This is a genomic window from Paenibacillus sp. FSL R7-0331, assembly GCF_000758645.1.
GTDB classification, from domain to species: Bacteria; Bacillota; Bacilli; order Paenibacillales; family Paenibacillaceae; genus Paenibacillus_AQ; species Paenibacillus_AQ camerounensis.
In genome coordinates this window covers 3,955,255-3,971,273 of record NZ_CP009284.1, presented here as the reverse complement: position 1 = coordinate 3,971,273, position 16,019 = coordinate 3,955,255, and the positions used below count along the sequence as shown (strand labels likewise).

The window sequence follows — 16,019 nt, the reverse complement described above, 5'->3', positions numbered from 1 at the left end:
TGAGGATAATGAACATTAATAATGAACAATTTCTCGGCAAGCAGCTTGCAGCCAATCTTTTTAATCGCACCGGCGTGTTCGTTCTGCCCGCAATGACACTGCTGAACAGTGAGCACATCCGTCTGATCGGCCAGCATAAGATTATTCTTGAGCCTCAGGACGTGGTTCAGGTAGACAGTGCGGCCTTTTACCAGATTGCGGTTGATGATTGTACGGCTGCAATGGAGAATATCTTTGAACAGCTGCGCTATAACAAAAGCAAACGGTTACCGATGATTGAGCTCAGAAATGAAGTTATTCCTTTTATCCAGCAGGTTAGTGAGAAGAACGATTTCTATGGAATACTGGCTGCACTCCAGCCGAAGGACGACTATACATACAGGCATAATGTCGCGGTCGGCATTTTATCCACGCTGCTGGGCATGTGGCTTAAGCTGAGGCCGGAGGAGCTTGGAATGCTGACGATTGCTGCAACACTGCACGATATCGGCAAAATCATGATCCCTTCGGAGATCCTGACCAAGGCCGGTCCGCTGAGTGAGGAAGAAACAGCCCTGATGCGCAAGCACACTACCTACGGCTATGAGATGATCAGAGACACTGTGGGTACGAATCATATGCAGGCGCTTGTGGCGCTGCAGCATCATGAGCGGATGGACGGCAGCGGTTATCCGTTCGGCGTACTGGGGCACCGCATCACGGATTTCAGCAAAATCGTTGCCGTGGCGGATATTTTCCATGCGATGACCTCGGAACGGTTTTACCGTCCCGCTGCGCCGCTGTATGAGGTTCTGCGGCAGATGGAGAGCGATGTGTTCGGCAAGCTGGACCCTTATATCTGCAGAGTCTTCATTAATAAGCTGATGCAGTCTATGCTGGGCAATGAAGTTGTGCTGTCCGACGAACGGACCGGTAAAATCATCCTCATTCTGGCCCATGATCCGCTGCGTCCGCTCGTGAACATCGGCGAGGAGTTCCTGGATCTCAGCAGACACCGGGATCTGGGCATTGTAAAGGTCATTCCGCAATAGCCCCGGCTGAGGAACGGAGATTCCATACAAAAAAGCAGACAGCATCGTAATATAAAAGACATCAGCGCACTCCGCTCCGGAGGCGCTGATGTTTTTTTGTGCGGGGAAAAGCAGCTGGCTATGTATCATAACGGCGTGATTTCAGCAATAAAATGGACTATAAAGCTTATTACAGGACGGGTGGAGGGCTTACCCAAATTTATTTCTACTCTAACAATCAACAAATGCCCAGAACGTGCATACACTTGATAGTGAATGATTGTATGGAGGAGGTTCAAAGATGTCATTAAGCCATAAACGTCAAACAAGGGAGATCATTACGAAGGCAATTTGCGGCAAAGGTCGTAAGTTCTCTACCGCAACCCATACCGTGACTCCGCCACATCATCCGACTAGTATTCTGGGGGCTTGGATCATTAACCACCAGTACGAAGCGGTTGCCGCCGGAAACGGAATTGAAGTAATCGGTACTTACGATGTGAACATCTGGTACTCGTATGACAAAAACAAGCAGACTGAGGTAGCCAAAGAAACGGTCTCCTATGTCGAGCTTATCCCGCTGTCATACCTGGACCCGAGACACCGAGCTTCCACGGTTGAGGTCTCTGCGGAGGCAACGCAGGAGCCGAACTGTGTGGAAGCAGGGGTATCGCCGGGCGGGGGAAGCGTAACGCTCCGTGTGGAGCGCGAGTTTGAGGCGGAGCTGGTGGCTGAAACCAAGGTCCGCGTGTATGTCAGCGATCAGGCCGACGATCTGGAAGACAAGGATTATGATTTCGAAGGTGAGAGCTTCGACTATGATGATCTCGACCCTGACGCCCTGGATGATGAGCTGTAAAGAAGGAGGGCGCCGCCGCTGATTTCCAGGTGGGTTATAGTCCATTATATGTGGAGAGAGCGGCGGCGAAGAGGGCGAATGCCCTCCTTTTTTAATTTTATTTTACTGCTGAATAACCGATAGTGTGTATGCAGGAAAGGTAGAGGAGGCAGGCCATGAATGAGGGACTGAATGTGTTTCTCCGGTTAACAGACCGGCAGCGGGAAGCCAGATTGCGGCGCTGCGGACTGAAGGCTGCTATGACTCCTGCCGGCAGGACAAGGCTGGAACGGTCAGGGATTTCCGCACCGGGAGAACCTTCGGCACAGCCTTATTACGCAGAACTAAGCAGCATACATAGACAGCAGTACATCGTCAGGATCTTTAATCTGCAGGTGGTGGATATTCAGGGGCTGGGAGCCGGACAGGCTATGGGCCGGCAGGCAGGTATCCGCGTTGAGGAGGGGCCGGCAGTTATTGGCGGAATAATTGCCGGGGAAGCCGTGCGGCCGGAGGAGGGGAGTGTTGCGGGAGCTACGGCAGCTGTGCCGGGACCGGGCAACGGGTACAATCGCCGCGGTACGGCTGGACAGCTGCGGGAGACTGCAGTACGCGCGCTGTACAGCCTGGGGCTGGATAGCGGCGAGGTCCGTCTGAGCGCGCTTGGCGGCAGGCAGTATGCGGTAGAAGAGGTTATCCCGTTCTCTGTTGCAACGGGTGAAATACCGGGGTTCTATCAGGCGGCTGCACAGGCTCTGAGCGCTGCTCTTGGCTCTGAGCAGTCCGGCCGTCCGGGGCTGCTCATGGGCATGGACCCGGAGTTCATTCTGCTCCGGGAATCCACCGGCCGCGTCGTGCCCGCGTCGCGGTACCTGCCCCTGGACGGCGTCGCGGGCTGCGACGCCGGACCTCCGGGAACGCGCGGCACGTTCCCGGTTGCCGAGCTGCGCCCTCAGCCGCGCGGGGAACCGCGCGCGCTGCTGGCGCAGCTGATGTCCGCCGTGCGCGCGGCGGACCGGCTCATTGCCGACCGCGAGCTCTGCTGGCGGGCGGGAGGCATGCCGCTGCCGGGCTGGGCCCTCGGCGGCCACCTGCACTTCAGCGGCGTGACGCTGACGGCGCCGCTCCTGCGGGCGCTCGACAACTACCTCGCGCTGCCGCTGATGCTGTTGGAGGACGCCGGGGCTGCCGGACGGCGTCCGCGTTACGGCGTGCTCGGCGATTTCCGGATTCAGCCGCATGGCGGCTTTGAATACCGGACCCTGCCGAGCTTCCTCGTCTCCCCGGTCATCGCCAGAGGCGCGGTCTTCCTGGCTCACCTGATCGTGAGCCGCTACGAAGACCTGGCGCTTCGCCCGCTCGACCGGGAGGAGCTGCACGCCGCTTATTACAGCGGCGTCAAACCCCCGCTGCGCGCAGCGTTCATCCCGCTGCAGGCGCAGCTGAGAGGGCTGCCCGGCTATACGCAGGCCGCCCGTTATATCGAACCGCTCCTGGGCTACATAGCCGCGGAGCGGACCTGGGATGAGTCACGCGATATCCGCGGACTGTGGCGCACCAAAGAAGCTGCTCCAGCAGCTTCTGTAGAGGTGTAAGCATAGTGCAGGCTTAATAAGCGTAAAGCCCTATTGCACGGGCGATAGACAACGCGCGCGGGTAATCAGGGAGAACAGGCAGCGCGGACAATAGAGGGCAGAGGGCAGAGGGCGCGTCAAACCGCCCAGCAAAAGCCCCCGTCCCTCCGGGCTCCAGGCCAAAGCGGCTTATAGCAGCCTGCTATTGCATGATCCTTCCGCGCTGCCCCCCTCTCACCCCTGCTGCTTGTCAATATACAGCATGGTCCAGGAGCCGATTGTCTGGAAGCCGAGCCTTTCGTAGATCACGCCGGCCTGGGGATTGTCATAGAACAGGCACAGCGATTTGCCCTCAGCGAGCAGGTCTGCACACAGCTGTGCCACCATATTGCCTGCCAGACCCCGGCCCCGGTAATCCGGGTGGGTAGCGACCCCTACTATCATGGCTGACAGGGAGTTTTCAGCGGTAGTCGATGCCACGGCGATTACTTGACCGTCCTGCTCCGCAAAAAAAGTACGGCCGGTGCCGCTTTCCAGCGCTGTCCGCAGGCTTTTCCGCGAATTCTCAGTGCTGCCGGCAAATTCCTCTATCTGGTCAGTGAGTGTGCAGACGGCTTCGACATCATTCACGGTTGCTTTTTTGAACGCAAGCGGCACAGCGGCTGAAGAACTAATTCTCTCATTCATCTCCTTCAGCTCTGCGAAAAGCATCCGCTTTTCCTCCCGTACCGGAACCTTGCCTTTAAAAGCCTCAACAACCCCGGCATCGCCCGAAATCATCTCAGCACGACTGTTCCTGCGTATCAGCTCCGCCAGACCCTCTGCATCAAATGCACCGTCCGCATAAGGCAGGTAACTGTCGTAAAAGCGCAGCAATACTGCTTGCAGCGGGCCGTCCGGTGAATCACATTCGCCCCACAGCTCCATAAACTCCTGCTCGAACCCGAAATTTTCCACATCCCCGATTATAAACAGGTTGATCGACGGATTACGGCCTGCCAGCTCCATCACCCGTTCCCGGTCTGCCTCATACAGTCTGCGTATCATGCATAGTCCTCCCCAATGGTATATTTTAACGTCTGCCCCTAATCTTACATCAAAGTGCAGCGCGTCTGCACCGTAATCTTTCTGTACCTGCGAACCTCTTTCTTCCTATTAGCTGCGGGAGTAACTTTGCCCGGTGACTTTCTGCTATAATAGAGAGTATTGAAGAAATGGCATGGAGGTTAACGATGGCTAAATATACGCCGATGATGGAGCAGTATTTGAAGGTAAAGGAAGGGGCAAAGGACGCGTTCCTTTTTTTCCGGCTGGGCGATTTCTATGAAATGTTCTTTGAGGATGCGATCCTTGCCTCGAAGGAGCTTGAGATAGCATTAACCGGCCGCCAGGGCGGCACCGATGAGAAAATTCCGATGTGCGGAGTGCCTTATCATGCGGCCGAAGGTTACATACAGCGTCTGATTGAAAAAGGCTACAAGGTCGCGATCTGCGAGCAGCTCGACGATCCTGCGGTAACAAAGGGCATGGTGCGGCGCGATATTGTTCGCGTGGTTACACCCGGAACTGTCATGGACGGGAAGATTCTTACGGATAAAAGCAATAACTACCTTGTCTGTGTCACAGAGGAAGACGGGATGATGGCGCTGGCAGCCTGCGATCTGACAACGGGTGAGCTGTATGTGACCTCTGTCCTGTCCGGTTCAGAATGGCTGCGCGATGAGATCGGCATCTATGAGCCGGCAGAAATTATCGGGGATGCGGCATTGCTGGAACAACTGCGCAGTGAAGCTTCACTTCTGGCTAAGCCGGTGGTGTACACTCCCTGGGATAAAAAAGAAGAAGAGCTGGCCCGCCGCCAGTTCGGTGAAGCCGCCTGGGTCCGGCTGGAGAAGGAGCGGGGCAGCTGCCTGGCGCTGCTGATCTCCTATCTGAGTGAAACCCAGCGCCGTTCGCTTGGACAGCTTAGCCAGATTTCCCCGTATGAGCCGGGCAACTATATGATTCTTGACCCGTTCACCCGCCGCAATCTGGAGCTGACGGAAACGGTGCGCGAACGTTCGAAGAAGGGCTCGCTGCTCTGGCTGCTCGACCGTACCGAAACCTCAATGGGCGGACGCCTGCTGCGCCGCCGGATTGACAAGCCGCTGCTGCAGCGTGCACCGATTGAGCGGCGGCTGGAGGCCGTCGATTATCTGTATAACCAGTTCATTGAACGCGAGGACCTGCGCGGCGCCCTGAAGGAGATTTATGATCTGGAGCGGCTTGTCGGACGGATTGCCTTCGGCAGCGCCAACGGCCGTGACATGAATGCTCTTAAGCTGTCTCTGGACCAGATTCCGGCGTTGAAGGAGATGTGCCTGAGCTCCGGCTCGTCCACACTGCGGGATATTGCGGCTTCAATGGATGTGTGCGCCGAGCTGCGTGACGATATTGATTCAGCTATCGTAGAGGACCCGCCGGTATCCGTGCGGGACGGCAACATTATCCGGACCGGCTACCATGAACGTCTGGATGAGCTGCGTGGTGCCAGCACCAGCGGCAAGCAGTGGCTCGCGGAGCTTGAAGCGAAGGAGCGTACCGCTACAGGCATTAAGTCGCTGAAGATCGGCTTCAACAAAGTATTCGGATACTATATAGAAGTTACCCGCTCCAACCTGTCCTCCTTGCCGGAAGGCCGCTATGAGCGCAAGCAGACACTGGCCAATGCCGAGCGTTTTGTTACGCCGGAGCTGAAGGAGAAGGAAGCGCTGATTCTCGAAGCCGAGGACAAAATGACGGACATCGAATACAGCCTCTTCACGGAGCTGCGAGACCGGATTGCCGCCCAGATTCCACGCCTGCAGGCGCTGGCCGAGAAGGTGGCGGAAATTGACGTGTACCAGTGCCTCGCTGCAGTCAGCGCCGAGCACCGGTTCGTTAAGCCGAAGCTGTCTGACGGTTACGACCTGCGGCTGGAGGGCGGACGCCATCCTGTCGTGGAGGCGGTGCTGAAGGATTCCAGCTTTATGGCTAACGGCAGCACGCTGACCAGAGATGACGGTAATATTCTGCTGATTACCGGACCGAATATGGCGGGTAAGAGCACTTACATGCGCCAGGTGGCCCTGATCTGCATTCTGGCGCAGATCGGCTGCTTCGTTCCGGCATCCAGTGCGGAAGTACCGCTGATTGACCGGATTTTTACCCGGATCGGAGCGGCGGATGACCTGATCGGCGGGCAGAGTACCTTTATGGTGGAGATGGCTGACATACAGGTCATGACCGAAAAGGCTACCGCCCGCAGCCTGATTATCATTGATGAGCTTGGCCGGGGAACCTCGACGAGTGAAGGGATGGCTATTGCCCAGGCGGTCATCGAGTATGTGCATGATACCATTGCCTGCAAAGCGCTTGTATCCACCCATTTTCATGAGCTGGCTCATCTGGAGCAGAGCCTTGGAGGGCTGCGCAACTATTCCATGGCTGTGCAGGAGAGCGGCGACAAGGTCAACTTCCTCCGCAAGCTGGTGCCGGGAGCAGCTGACAGCAGCTACGGGATATACTGTGCCCGGCTGGCCGGCCTGCCGGAGGGCATCATCGACCGTGCGTACGGGCTGCTGCAAAGTATTGAGCAGGCGGCGCCTCCGGGGAGTGCAGCTTTGAAATACGGCGGCAGTGCCGGCAGCGGCCTGGGCAGTCTGGTGAAGGAAGCTTCACAGCCTTCCGGGGAGCTGCACAGTGCGCAGGCATCAGCTGCGCAGGATACGCAGTCGTCACCGTTAGCAGAACCTGAAGCCCAGTCTGCAGGCCATGCGCATCCGGCTTCTGCTGTCTTCGGCGGCGGTTCTGCCTATGCGGAGGCTGCCGTATCATTGGCTTCCGTGGAGGAGAGTGCCGGACAGGAAGTGGTCCAGCTCTCCATCTTCGGGGAAGAAGAACCGCGCAAGGGCCGTAAGGGCGGTGCGGACGCTGCAGCGGCCCCGGCCAAGGAGAATCCTGTCCTGAAGGAGCTGGTCGCCGCCGTACAGGGCGCGGATCTGATGAACATGACGCCGCTGCAGGCGATGGGCCTGCTGAACGAGCTGAAGCTGAAGGCTAAAGGCCTGTAATGTAGCAGCGGCTAAGCGGCGGCTCCCATAGCAGCGGGCTGTCTTTGCAGAGAGCTACCTTAGAATCAGCTATATAGACGCTCACTGCGTTTGATATTACTGCTGCTGCGGATGATGAATGAGGGATGACTGGCCAAGTTAAGTGGAAATTTGTCATCTAATTCCGGGCTGGCATGTGCCAGGAGGATAATAGTTTGATAAACGCTACTTAATCCCGGGGGGTGTACCTCCTAAGCGGGATATTGGCTAAATTAGATGAACATTTTCCACCTAATGCTGATAATGGCTGCGAAATAGCAGAATTAGGTGACGGAAATCCAGCTAAATGCCGGGGAGCGGTTATTCCGGGGGCCGGGGGTTCCGTACCAGTCACTTGTCAACATACTGATGATTCATCACACTGGAGGCTCATCATGCTGATGAACAGTCATGCTGGAACTTCACCGCATCGGGATTCACCGCATCGTGACTCACATCATCGGGATTCATTCCGGCTATACTGCTTACCCGTCCTACCCGGGCTTCCTTTAGAACATGCTTTATAAAAGTAACCTAATTTTATAATCAATTTATATAACCGCGAGGTGAATGAACCATGGCCAAAATTCATGTGCTGGACGAGCATATTGCCAACCAGATTGCTGCCGGTGAAGTGGTGGAGCGGCCGGCTTCTGTTGTAAAGGAGCTGGTGGAGAACGCAATTGACGCCGGCAGCACCCGCATTGAGGTCACCGTGGAAGAAGGCGGCCTGCAAAGCATCCGGGTCAAGGATAACGGCTCGGGCATCGAGCCGGATGACTGCGAGACGGCGTTCTACCGTCATGCGACAAGCAAGATTGCGACCGGCCGTGACCTGTTCCAGATCACAAGCCTCGGGTTCCGGGGCGAGGCGCTGCCCAGTATTGCGGCGGTGTCGAAGCTTACGCTGCTGACGGCCAGCGGCGATGACGGTAAAGGGCGGCAGATTGATATCGAAGGCGGAAAGCTGATCCGGAATGAGGATCAGCCGTCCGGTAAGGGCAGCGATATGGCTGTGCGTGAATTATTCTATAATACACCGGCAAGGCTGAAATATATGAAGAGCATCCAAACCGAGCTCGGGCATATCTCGGATGCAATGTACCGGATGGCGCTGGCCCATCCGGACATCTCTTTTACACTGCAGCATAACGGCAACCAGCTGCTGCGTACACTCGGCAATGGCGATCTGCTGCAGGTTATTGCTGCTGTCTACGGTACCTCCGCCGCGAAGGCGATGCTGCCGGTCAGCGCGGAAGATCCGGATTATAAGATTTCGGGATATATCAGCCGGCCGGAATGGACCCGGTCCAACCGCAATGCGGTAACTACGATTGTCGGCGGGCGTTACATCCGCAGCAACGGGCTGAACGCCGCTATTATGCGCGCGTATCATACGCTCCTGCCGATCAACCGCTATCCGCTGCTCGTACTGGAGCTGGATATGCATCCCTCACTAGTAGACGTCAACGTGCATCCGGCGAAGCTGGAGGTGCGCTTCAGCAAGGAGCCCGAGCTGTATGCCTTTGTGGAGCAGGAGCTCCGCAAGGTGCTGCTCGGGCAGAATCTGATTCCCCGCCCGGGCAGGGAATTGGTAGGCGGGAAGGGCAGCAGCTCCTTCATCCAGGAGCAGTTTGCCTTCACCAAAGGGAATGTCCCGGCTCCGCAGGAATCCGGCGCCAACGCCCCGGCAGCAGTGCCTGGGGCAGAGGCCTCAGCAGCACTCCCGGGCTTAAACGCCTCAGCGGCAGCACCCGGTGCAGATGCCTCATCAAGTGCTGCTGCAGATACAAAGCTGCCTGGTAGTGTCTCCGGCAGCAGCACCCAGCAGCCGATGACACCGTCCGGCAGCACCCAGAGCCCGCCAGGGGCCGCTGCCAGCGGCTACACACCGCCGGCAGTGTCCCCTGGCGGCGCAAGCAGCGCGCCCCTGTTCAGCAGCAATGCCGGTTCGGCCCTGCGGCCCGGCCAGACCCAGCCGCAGGCCAGAGAGAGTGCCGCCGCCTACAGCGGAAGCTTCTCCCAGGCACCGGCCCGGCCGCGGCCGGAGGTGGGGGCAGGCAGCTACCGCCCGCAGCCAGCAGCAATGCCGGCCCGCGGCAGTCTGCCGTCAGCCGAGGAGCTGTATGCACCGAGCGGCAGCGCCGATCCCGGTCTTCCGCAGTTTCCGGAGCTGAACTATATCGGCCAGCATCACGGCACTTATATTATCGCCCAGAACGACGGCGGGCTCTATCTGATCGACCAGCACGCTGCGCATGAGCGGATTAATTATGAATATTATTACGAGAAATTCGGGCGTCCCGAGGATGCCTCGCAGGAGCTGCTCCTGCCGATCACAATGGAGTTCACGCCGTCGGAGAGCCGCCAGCTCAGTGAACGGCTGCACTGGTTCGAGAAGGCCGGTGTATACCTGGAGCATTTCGGGGGCCAGACGTTCCTGGTCCGCTCCCTGCCTTACTGGTTCCCGGAAGGGGAAGAGAAGGCATTGGTGGAGGAGATGGCCGAATGGGTGCTGAGCGAGCGTTCGATCGACCTGGCGAAGCTGCGCGAGAAATCGTCGATTCTCTGCTCCTGCAAGGCCTCGATCAAGGCTAACCAGAAGCTGACCGAGCCGGAGGTCGATGCGCTGCTCTCACGGCTGGCAGCCTGCAAGCAGCCTTATACCTGCCCGCACGGCCGGCCGATCGTCGTATCGTTCTCTGCGTATGACCTGGAGAAGCTGTTCAAGCGGGTCATGTAAGATTAAGAATGAAGTGAGTACCGGAAATGGAGGCAACATGATTATAACGACGGGCTTTGACCCGATACCGGAAATCGTTCAGCGGGCCAAAGCGCTGGCGGAGCATACCGGAACCCAATTTGTACCCCGGGGAAAATTATCTGTAACGCGGCTGGTTGAGCGCTACGGAGATGAGGAAATTCTGGTCATCGTCCAGGAGGCGGTCCGGCTGATTACCCCGGGCACACCCCCGATGGAATTCCATCCGAGCATGGGCTTTGTCCGCGCTAAGCGGATTCTGAAGGGCGAGCCTGATGCGATGCTTGAAGCATCCCGGATGGAGCCCGGTGACAGTGTGCTGGACTGTACGGCCGGACTCGGCAGCGACTCGCTTCTGTTCTCGGTGCTTGGAGGAGCAGACTCAACTGTTACCGCACTTGAGAGCTCTCTCCCGCTGTATGCGCTGCTCTCGGAAGGCATGAAGCATTATACATCAGGCCAGGTCAAGGTTAATGAAGCGCTTCGAAGAATCCGGGTAGTGCATGGCGAGCATCTGGAGTATCTGCGGGCTCTGCCGGACAAGAGCGTGGATATCGTTTATTTTGACCCGATGTTCCGGGTGCCGCTGATAGATTCATCGGCGATCTCGCCGCTGCGCCAGTTCGCGAACGCAGCAGCTCTTTCAGAGGAGACGGTAGCCGAAGCGCTCCGGGTAGCCCGCAAAACCGTCCTGCTCAAGGAGAAGGCGCTGAGCGGTGAATTTACCCGGCTCGGCTTCACGGAGCTGCTGCGCGGGAGCGCCAAAATATCGTACGGGGTGATCCACATTGACAACTGAGACAAAACCCAAGGTACTGGTGCTGCTGGGTCCGACGGCCGCCGGCAAAACAAGGCTGAGCCTGGAGCTGGCCGAGGCCTATAATGCCGAGATTATCTCCGGCGATTCCATGCAGGTCTACCGGGGGATGGATATCGGTACGGCGAAGATCAGTGCAGAAGAGATGAAGGGCATTCCCCATCATCTGATAGATATCCATGATCCCGGAGAAGCCTACTCTGCAGCTGAATTCCAGGAGCAGGGCAAGCGCCTGATCACTGAGATCAGCGGACGGGGCAGACTGCCCTTTATTGTAGGCGGAACAGGGCTGTACATCGAATCACTCTGCTACGGCTTCCGCTTCTCCGAAGCGGTTGCAGACGAAGCCTTCCGCGCTGAACAGGATGCCTATGCTGAGGCTCACGGCGCTGAGGCGCTGCATGCCCGCCTTGCTGCGGTAGACCCGTCCAGCGCGCAGCGGCTGCATCCAAATGACCGCCGCCGGATTATCCGGGCGCTGGAAATTCACCACCAGACTAATACTACCCTGTCCGCTTCCAAAGCGGAGCAGACCAGGGAATCTCCTTACGAGCTGTGTCTGATCGGCCTGACAATGGACCGGAAGGTCCTTTACGGCCGGATCGAGGACCGGATTGACCAGATGCTGGACCAAGGGCTGATCGCAGAGGTGCAGGGAATGCTGGATAAGGGCTATCACCGCAGCATGGTAGCGATGCAGGGACTCGGCTATAAGGAGATTGCTGCTTACCTGGAGGGAGAGCTGACCTATGATGAGGCTGTGACCCTGCTTAAGCGCGATACCCGCCGTTTCGCCAAGCGCCAGCTGTCCTGGTTCCGCCATATGAAGGACATACAGTGGATCGAGGATTTTAACGAACAGAATTATGCTGATAATCTGGCTAAAGTACGTGAGATTATCTCCCGCACTCTTGGCAGATAAGTTGAACGGCACTTCCTGCTTTAGATATTTTATGCCGTTTTTTAGGGTCCTGAAAGTGTGTGCATACATGCTTCGGGGCCTCTTTTTTTACATAAAAGGAAGCCGTTATAACCTGTTAAGATTCTTTCTTGTTCGCCGGGGTCAGCCTAGCACTTCTATTTGAAGTTATTAATAGGATGCTAGTGAATCCATAATCGGCAGGAGGCGGACAGAGGATGCATAACAGGCACACATCTAAACAGAACAAGGGATATCCAAGACATGCGCAAAGGCATGTACATGAATTTGCCGGCAGCACCAAGCTGGCTGAGGAGGGGGCGGACCGGCATAATCACCGTTTTGCCGGATTTACAGGCCAGTCAATATGGATTGGAAGCAGCCATATCCATGAAATTGACTTCAGCAAAACGGATTACGCCGGCCACTTCCACACGCTGCGAAAAATCCGCACAGGACCGGCCATTCCCGTGGGAAACGGCAAGCATGTCCATTTTGTAAGCGGGGAGACCTCTGAAAACAGCGGCCATGTGCATGCTTTTAATTTTGCGACGCTGATTCAATCCCCGCTGATTTGAGGTAGAAGAATGGAGGGCCTTCAGCACTAACCGGAGTGTAGGGAATTGACGGGAAGGGGGCGGAAGATTTAACATGTATTCTAGAGAGAACGGACGCTGCATGCGCCGGAGCCGCCCCGGCTGTGTCAACGCTCATGTTATGTACCTTAACTTCACTCTATTTCGCGAATTGCTGTAACCGCAAATTACGTGGTATAATAGCAGGAAAGTTTCTCTTAAGTGTTGAATATACTTCTGAACAATCTAATTGAACCATTGGGGGTACGTCATATGAACAAGTCCATTAACATCCAAGATACGTTCTTGAACCAGCTGCGTAAAGAGAATATCCCTGCTACAGTATATTTGACCAACGGCTTTCAGATCCGGGGAATCATCAAGGCATTTGATAATTTCACGATTGTGATCGACAGTGACGGGCGCCAGCAGATGGTGTACAAGCATGCGATCTCGACCTTCACCCCGCAGCGCAGTGTCTCACTGATGCAGGATAACGGAAGCGACGAGTAACATTTTACAGCCTTAAAGCGAAACTTTTTTGTTTATAAACCGTTTGAATAGAGTGCGCGAGAGCAACCTGCGAAGGTTGTTCTTTTCATTCGTGCCCGCAAATTTGAAGATATTTCCGAAAGGGAGTCAGGAGGCAGTATGTCCAGAGACGAAATATCCAGGACAAACAACAGAAATAGACAGACAGGCTCTGCAAAATCCGCAGGAAAGCCTAAGCCCAAGAAAAAGAAAAAGTTCCTAACCAAGAAGCGTGTGCTGTGGAGTTTATTTTTTGCGATGGCTCTGGCCATTTTTTGTGCGCTTGGCGGCTATATGTTCATTATGCTGAACGGTCAGAAGCTGCTGACCGCGAACCAGGATAAGCTGACGGTCAATCCGCCGACGCAGATTTTTGACCGGAATGCCAATCTGATCGCCGAGCTGTCACTGGAAAAAAGCGATCCGGTAGAATATGAAGATATTCCTGAGGAGCTGATCAACGCCTTCGTGGCCACGGAGGATAAACGCTTCTTCGATCACAAGGGCGTCGATTTCTGGTCCATCGGCCGCGCAGCGGTGAAGGATATTGCAGCACGCAGCATGGTGGAGGGCGGCAGTACCATCACCCAGCAGCTCGCCAAAAATATCTTTTTGACCCGTGACAAGACGTTCTTCCGTAAGGCGACTGAGGTATCCATTGCGGTTGCGCTGGAGAACTCGAAGACCAAAAATGAAATTATTACGATGTATCTTAACCGTATTCCGTTCGGCGGAACGATTTACGGTATTAAGGCAGCGTCTATCCGTTATTTCGGCAAGAGCAACCTGGCCGATCTGGAGCTGTGGGAAATGGCTACGCTGGCAGCGATGCCGAAGGGGCCTTCCCGTTACAATCCGCTGCGTAATCCTGAGCTTTCCAAAGAGCGGCGCACAGTCGTGCTGCAGCTTATGTATGATCAGAACTACATCACCAAGGAAGAGATGGATGAGGCCAAGGTGGTGGATTATAGCTATAAGCCGCCGGAAAGCAAACAGCGTTATCAGGCCTTTATTGATTTTGCGATTGATGAGGCTGAGGAACGGTTCGGGCTGACTGAAGATGATCTGAACATCGGCGGATACAAAATCTACACCACCATGGATAAACATGCCCAGCAGACGGTGGAGGATGCTTTTGCCGACAGCGATAATTTTGAAAAAAGCGTTGACGATGAGCTTGTTCAGGGCTCAATGACGATCATCAACCAGGAGAACGGCAGCATTGTTGCCCTGATGGGCGGACGTAATTATGAGAAAAAAGGCTTCAGCCGTGTGAACGACAGCCGCCGTTCCCCGGGCTCGTCCATTAAGCCGATCGTGGCTTATGCACCGGCTCTGGAATCCGGTAAGTTCACAACCTCATCGATGCTGAGTAATGAGAAGCAGTGCTTCGGCACCTATTGCCCGAATAATCTGCACGGGTACTCCTCAACAATCAGCATGAGCACGGCGATTACGAAGTCGGAGAATATTCCGGCAGTCTGGCTGCTGAATGAAATCGGTGTAAATACCGGCTTCCAGTTTGCGAAGAAGCTCGGTATCAATCTCAGTGACGATGACAAGAACCTGGCCCTCGCACTGGGCGGGGTATCGCAAGGCACCAATACGCTGGAGATGGCCCAGGCTTACAGCGCCTTTGCGAACGGCGGTGAGCTGCGCGAGGCGTACTCCATCAAATCAATCGAGAACAGTGACGGCGATACGGTCTACCGTGCCAACACAAATCCTGAGCGGGTGATGAGCGAGGATACCGCTTATCAGATGACCGAAATGCTGCAGGAGGTTGTAACAGACGGTACGGGTAAAAAAGCCAAGATCAGCCGTCCGGTAGCCGGCAAGACCGGTACCACACAGAGCGGTTACTCCGGAATCAGCTCGAACCGTGATGTCTGGTTCGTCGGCTATACTCCGGAATGGACGGCAGCGGTCTGGATGGGTTATGACAAGCCAAGCAAGACGCATCTGCTGAAGAACAGCAGTCCGCTGGCGGCGGCATTCTGGGGCAAGGTAATGGAAGAGGCGCTCAAAGGGGTTCCGGCCAAATCCTTCCCGTCACCATCAGGCTCGAATGAACCCGAGCCGACGGTAACTCCGGAGGCTGTGCAGCCTGTAAACGGATTGTCTGCCGCGTATGATCCGTCCACAATGACCGTTAATCTGAGCTGGGAACCGGCGCAGGTTGAGGGTGTAGAATACCGGATCTACCGGCGCGAGACCTCGGAGGGCGAATTTACGGCGCTCTTGAATACAATGTCTGCCACTGTGGGAGATATCAGCGCCATGCCTGGACTGACGTACGAATACTATGTCACAGCTTATTATCCGGAGCTTGACCAGGAGAGTGAGCCTTCCGATAGGGTTACCGTATCCGTTCAGGACGAGATGCCGACAATGGAGCCGGAACCTACACTGGATCCGAATCAGCCGACCGATGATCCCTCAGGCGGCGAAAACGGTAACGGAAACGGCGGAGAAAACGGCAACAACGGCAATGGCGGCAATAACGGCAATGGTAACGGAAACGGTAATGGTAACAACGGAAATGGTAATGGCAACGGCGGTAACGGAAACGGTAATGGCGGCGGAGTACCGGTAAATACGCCGGAAGCTTTACCGACGCTGCCTCCGGCCACACCTGCGCCAACCGCTCCGCCTGAAGCAGTGCCTGGCGGCGGCAATGCCGGACCGGATAACGGGACGGCTGATCCGGTCGACCCGGCTGCAGGAATGGCAGAAGGAGACGGGAGTATACAATAGCTTTTTGCAGAAGGCTTTCTGGTTACAGTAACGATGCCGGCAGGCGGGCTTCCTTATTTAAAAGGAGCCTGCCTGTTTTTGCTGTCAGGGAATATAGGGCTGTTGTCGTATTATGGAAAGTCTTGTTT

General features: G+C 55.9%; 11 protein-coding genes. 10 read left to right on the top strand and 1 reads right to left on the bottom strand.

The features are described 5' to 3' along the window. The first annotated feature begins 8 nt into the window (after positions 1–8). The 3 genes from R70331_RS16750 (at position 9) to R70331_RS16740 (ending at position 3,443) form a co-directional block, all read left to right on the top strand. Complete coding sequence (locus R70331_RS16750; RefSeq protein ID WP_042177339.1) at positions 9–1,031, top strand: HD-GYP domain-containing protein; 1,023 nt, start codon at positions 9–11, stop codon at positions 1,029–1,031. Positions 1,032–1,311: 280 nt separating this feature from the next. Beyond that, entirely contained in the window at positions 1,312–1,869 is a 558-nt protein-coding gene (locus tag R70331_RS16745) for an outer spore coat protein CotE (protein WP_039873832.1), read from the top strand. A gap of 155 nt (positions 1,870–2,024) precedes the next feature. Then, positions 2,025–3,443 carry a putative amidoligase domain-containing protein gene (locus tag R70331_RS16740; protein WP_052419091.1) on the top strand — a complete coding sequence of 473 codons (1,419 nt, stop codon included), beginning with the start codon at positions 2,025–2,027 and terminating at the stop codon, positions 3,441–3,443. A 213-nt stretch (positions 3,444–3,656) separates the two neighbouring features. Here R70331_RS16740 and R70331_RS16735 read toward each other — a convergent pair whose 3' ends face one another. Further along, a complete protein-coding gene (locus R70331_RS16735; RefSeq protein ID WP_042177338.1) occupies positions 3,657–4,469 on the bottom strand; it encodes a GNAT family N-acetyltransferase in 813 nt (270 codons plus the stop codon). 185 nt (positions 4,470–4,654) lie between these two features. Between R70331_RS16735 and mutS the strand changes: the two genes are divergently transcribed. The 7 genes from mutS (at position 4,655) to R70331_RS16700 (ending at position 15,891) form a co-directional block, all read left to right on the top strand. Then, the gene (gene mutS / locus R70331_RS16730; protein WP_042177337.1) at positions 4,655–7,513 is read left to right on the top strand and encodes a DNA mismatch repair protein MutS; all 2,859 of its coding nucleotides are present in this window, start codon (positions 4,655–4,657) and stop codon (positions 7,511–7,513) included. Between the two features lie 595 nt (positions 7,514–8,108). Next, positions 8,109–10,274 carry a DNA mismatch repair endonuclease MutL gene (mutL, locus tag R70331_RS16725; protein ID WP_042177336.1) on the top strand — a complete coding sequence of 722 codons (2,166 nt, stop codon included), beginning with the start codon at positions 8,109–8,111 and terminating at the stop codon, positions 10,272–10,274. Positions 10,275–10,311: 37 nt separating this feature from the next. Then, the gene (locus R70331_RS16720) at positions 10,312–11,091 is read left to right on the top strand and encodes a class I SAM-dependent methyltransferase (protein ID WP_042177335.1); all 780 of its coding nucleotides are present in this window, start codon (positions 10,312–10,314) and stop codon (positions 11,089–11,091) included. Next, positions 11,081–12,031: a tRNA (adenosine(37)-N6)-dimethylallyltransferase MiaA gene (miaA, locus tag R70331_RS16715; protein ID WP_042177334.1), complete on the top strand. Its 951-nt coding sequence runs from the start codon at positions 11,081–11,083 to the stop codon at positions 12,029–12,031. The genes R70331_RS16720 and miaA overlap by 11 nt, the downstream gene beginning before the upstream one ends. A 215-nt stretch (positions 12,032–12,246) precedes the next feature. Beyond that, positions 12,247–12,606 carry a YmaF family protein gene (locus R70331_RS16710; protein ID WP_042177333.1) on the top strand — a complete coding sequence of 120 codons (360 nt, stop codon included), beginning with the start codon at positions 12,247–12,249 and terminating at the stop codon, positions 12,604–12,606. A gap of 270 nt (positions 12,607–12,876) precedes the next feature. After that, a complete protein-coding gene (gene hfq / locus R70331_RS16705; RefSeq protein ID WP_039873818.1) occupies positions 12,877–13,116 on the top strand; it encodes an RNA chaperone Hfq in 240 nt (79 codons plus the stop codon). 138 nt (positions 13,117–13,254) lie between these two features. Then, positions 13,255–15,891 (top strand): transglycosylase domain-containing protein, encoded by a 2,637-nt coding sequence (locus R70331_RS16700; RefSeq protein ID WP_042177332.1) that lies wholly within the window; start codon positions 13,255–13,257, stop codon positions 15,889–15,891. The last annotated feature ends 128 nt before the right edge of the window (positions 15,892–16,019 follow it).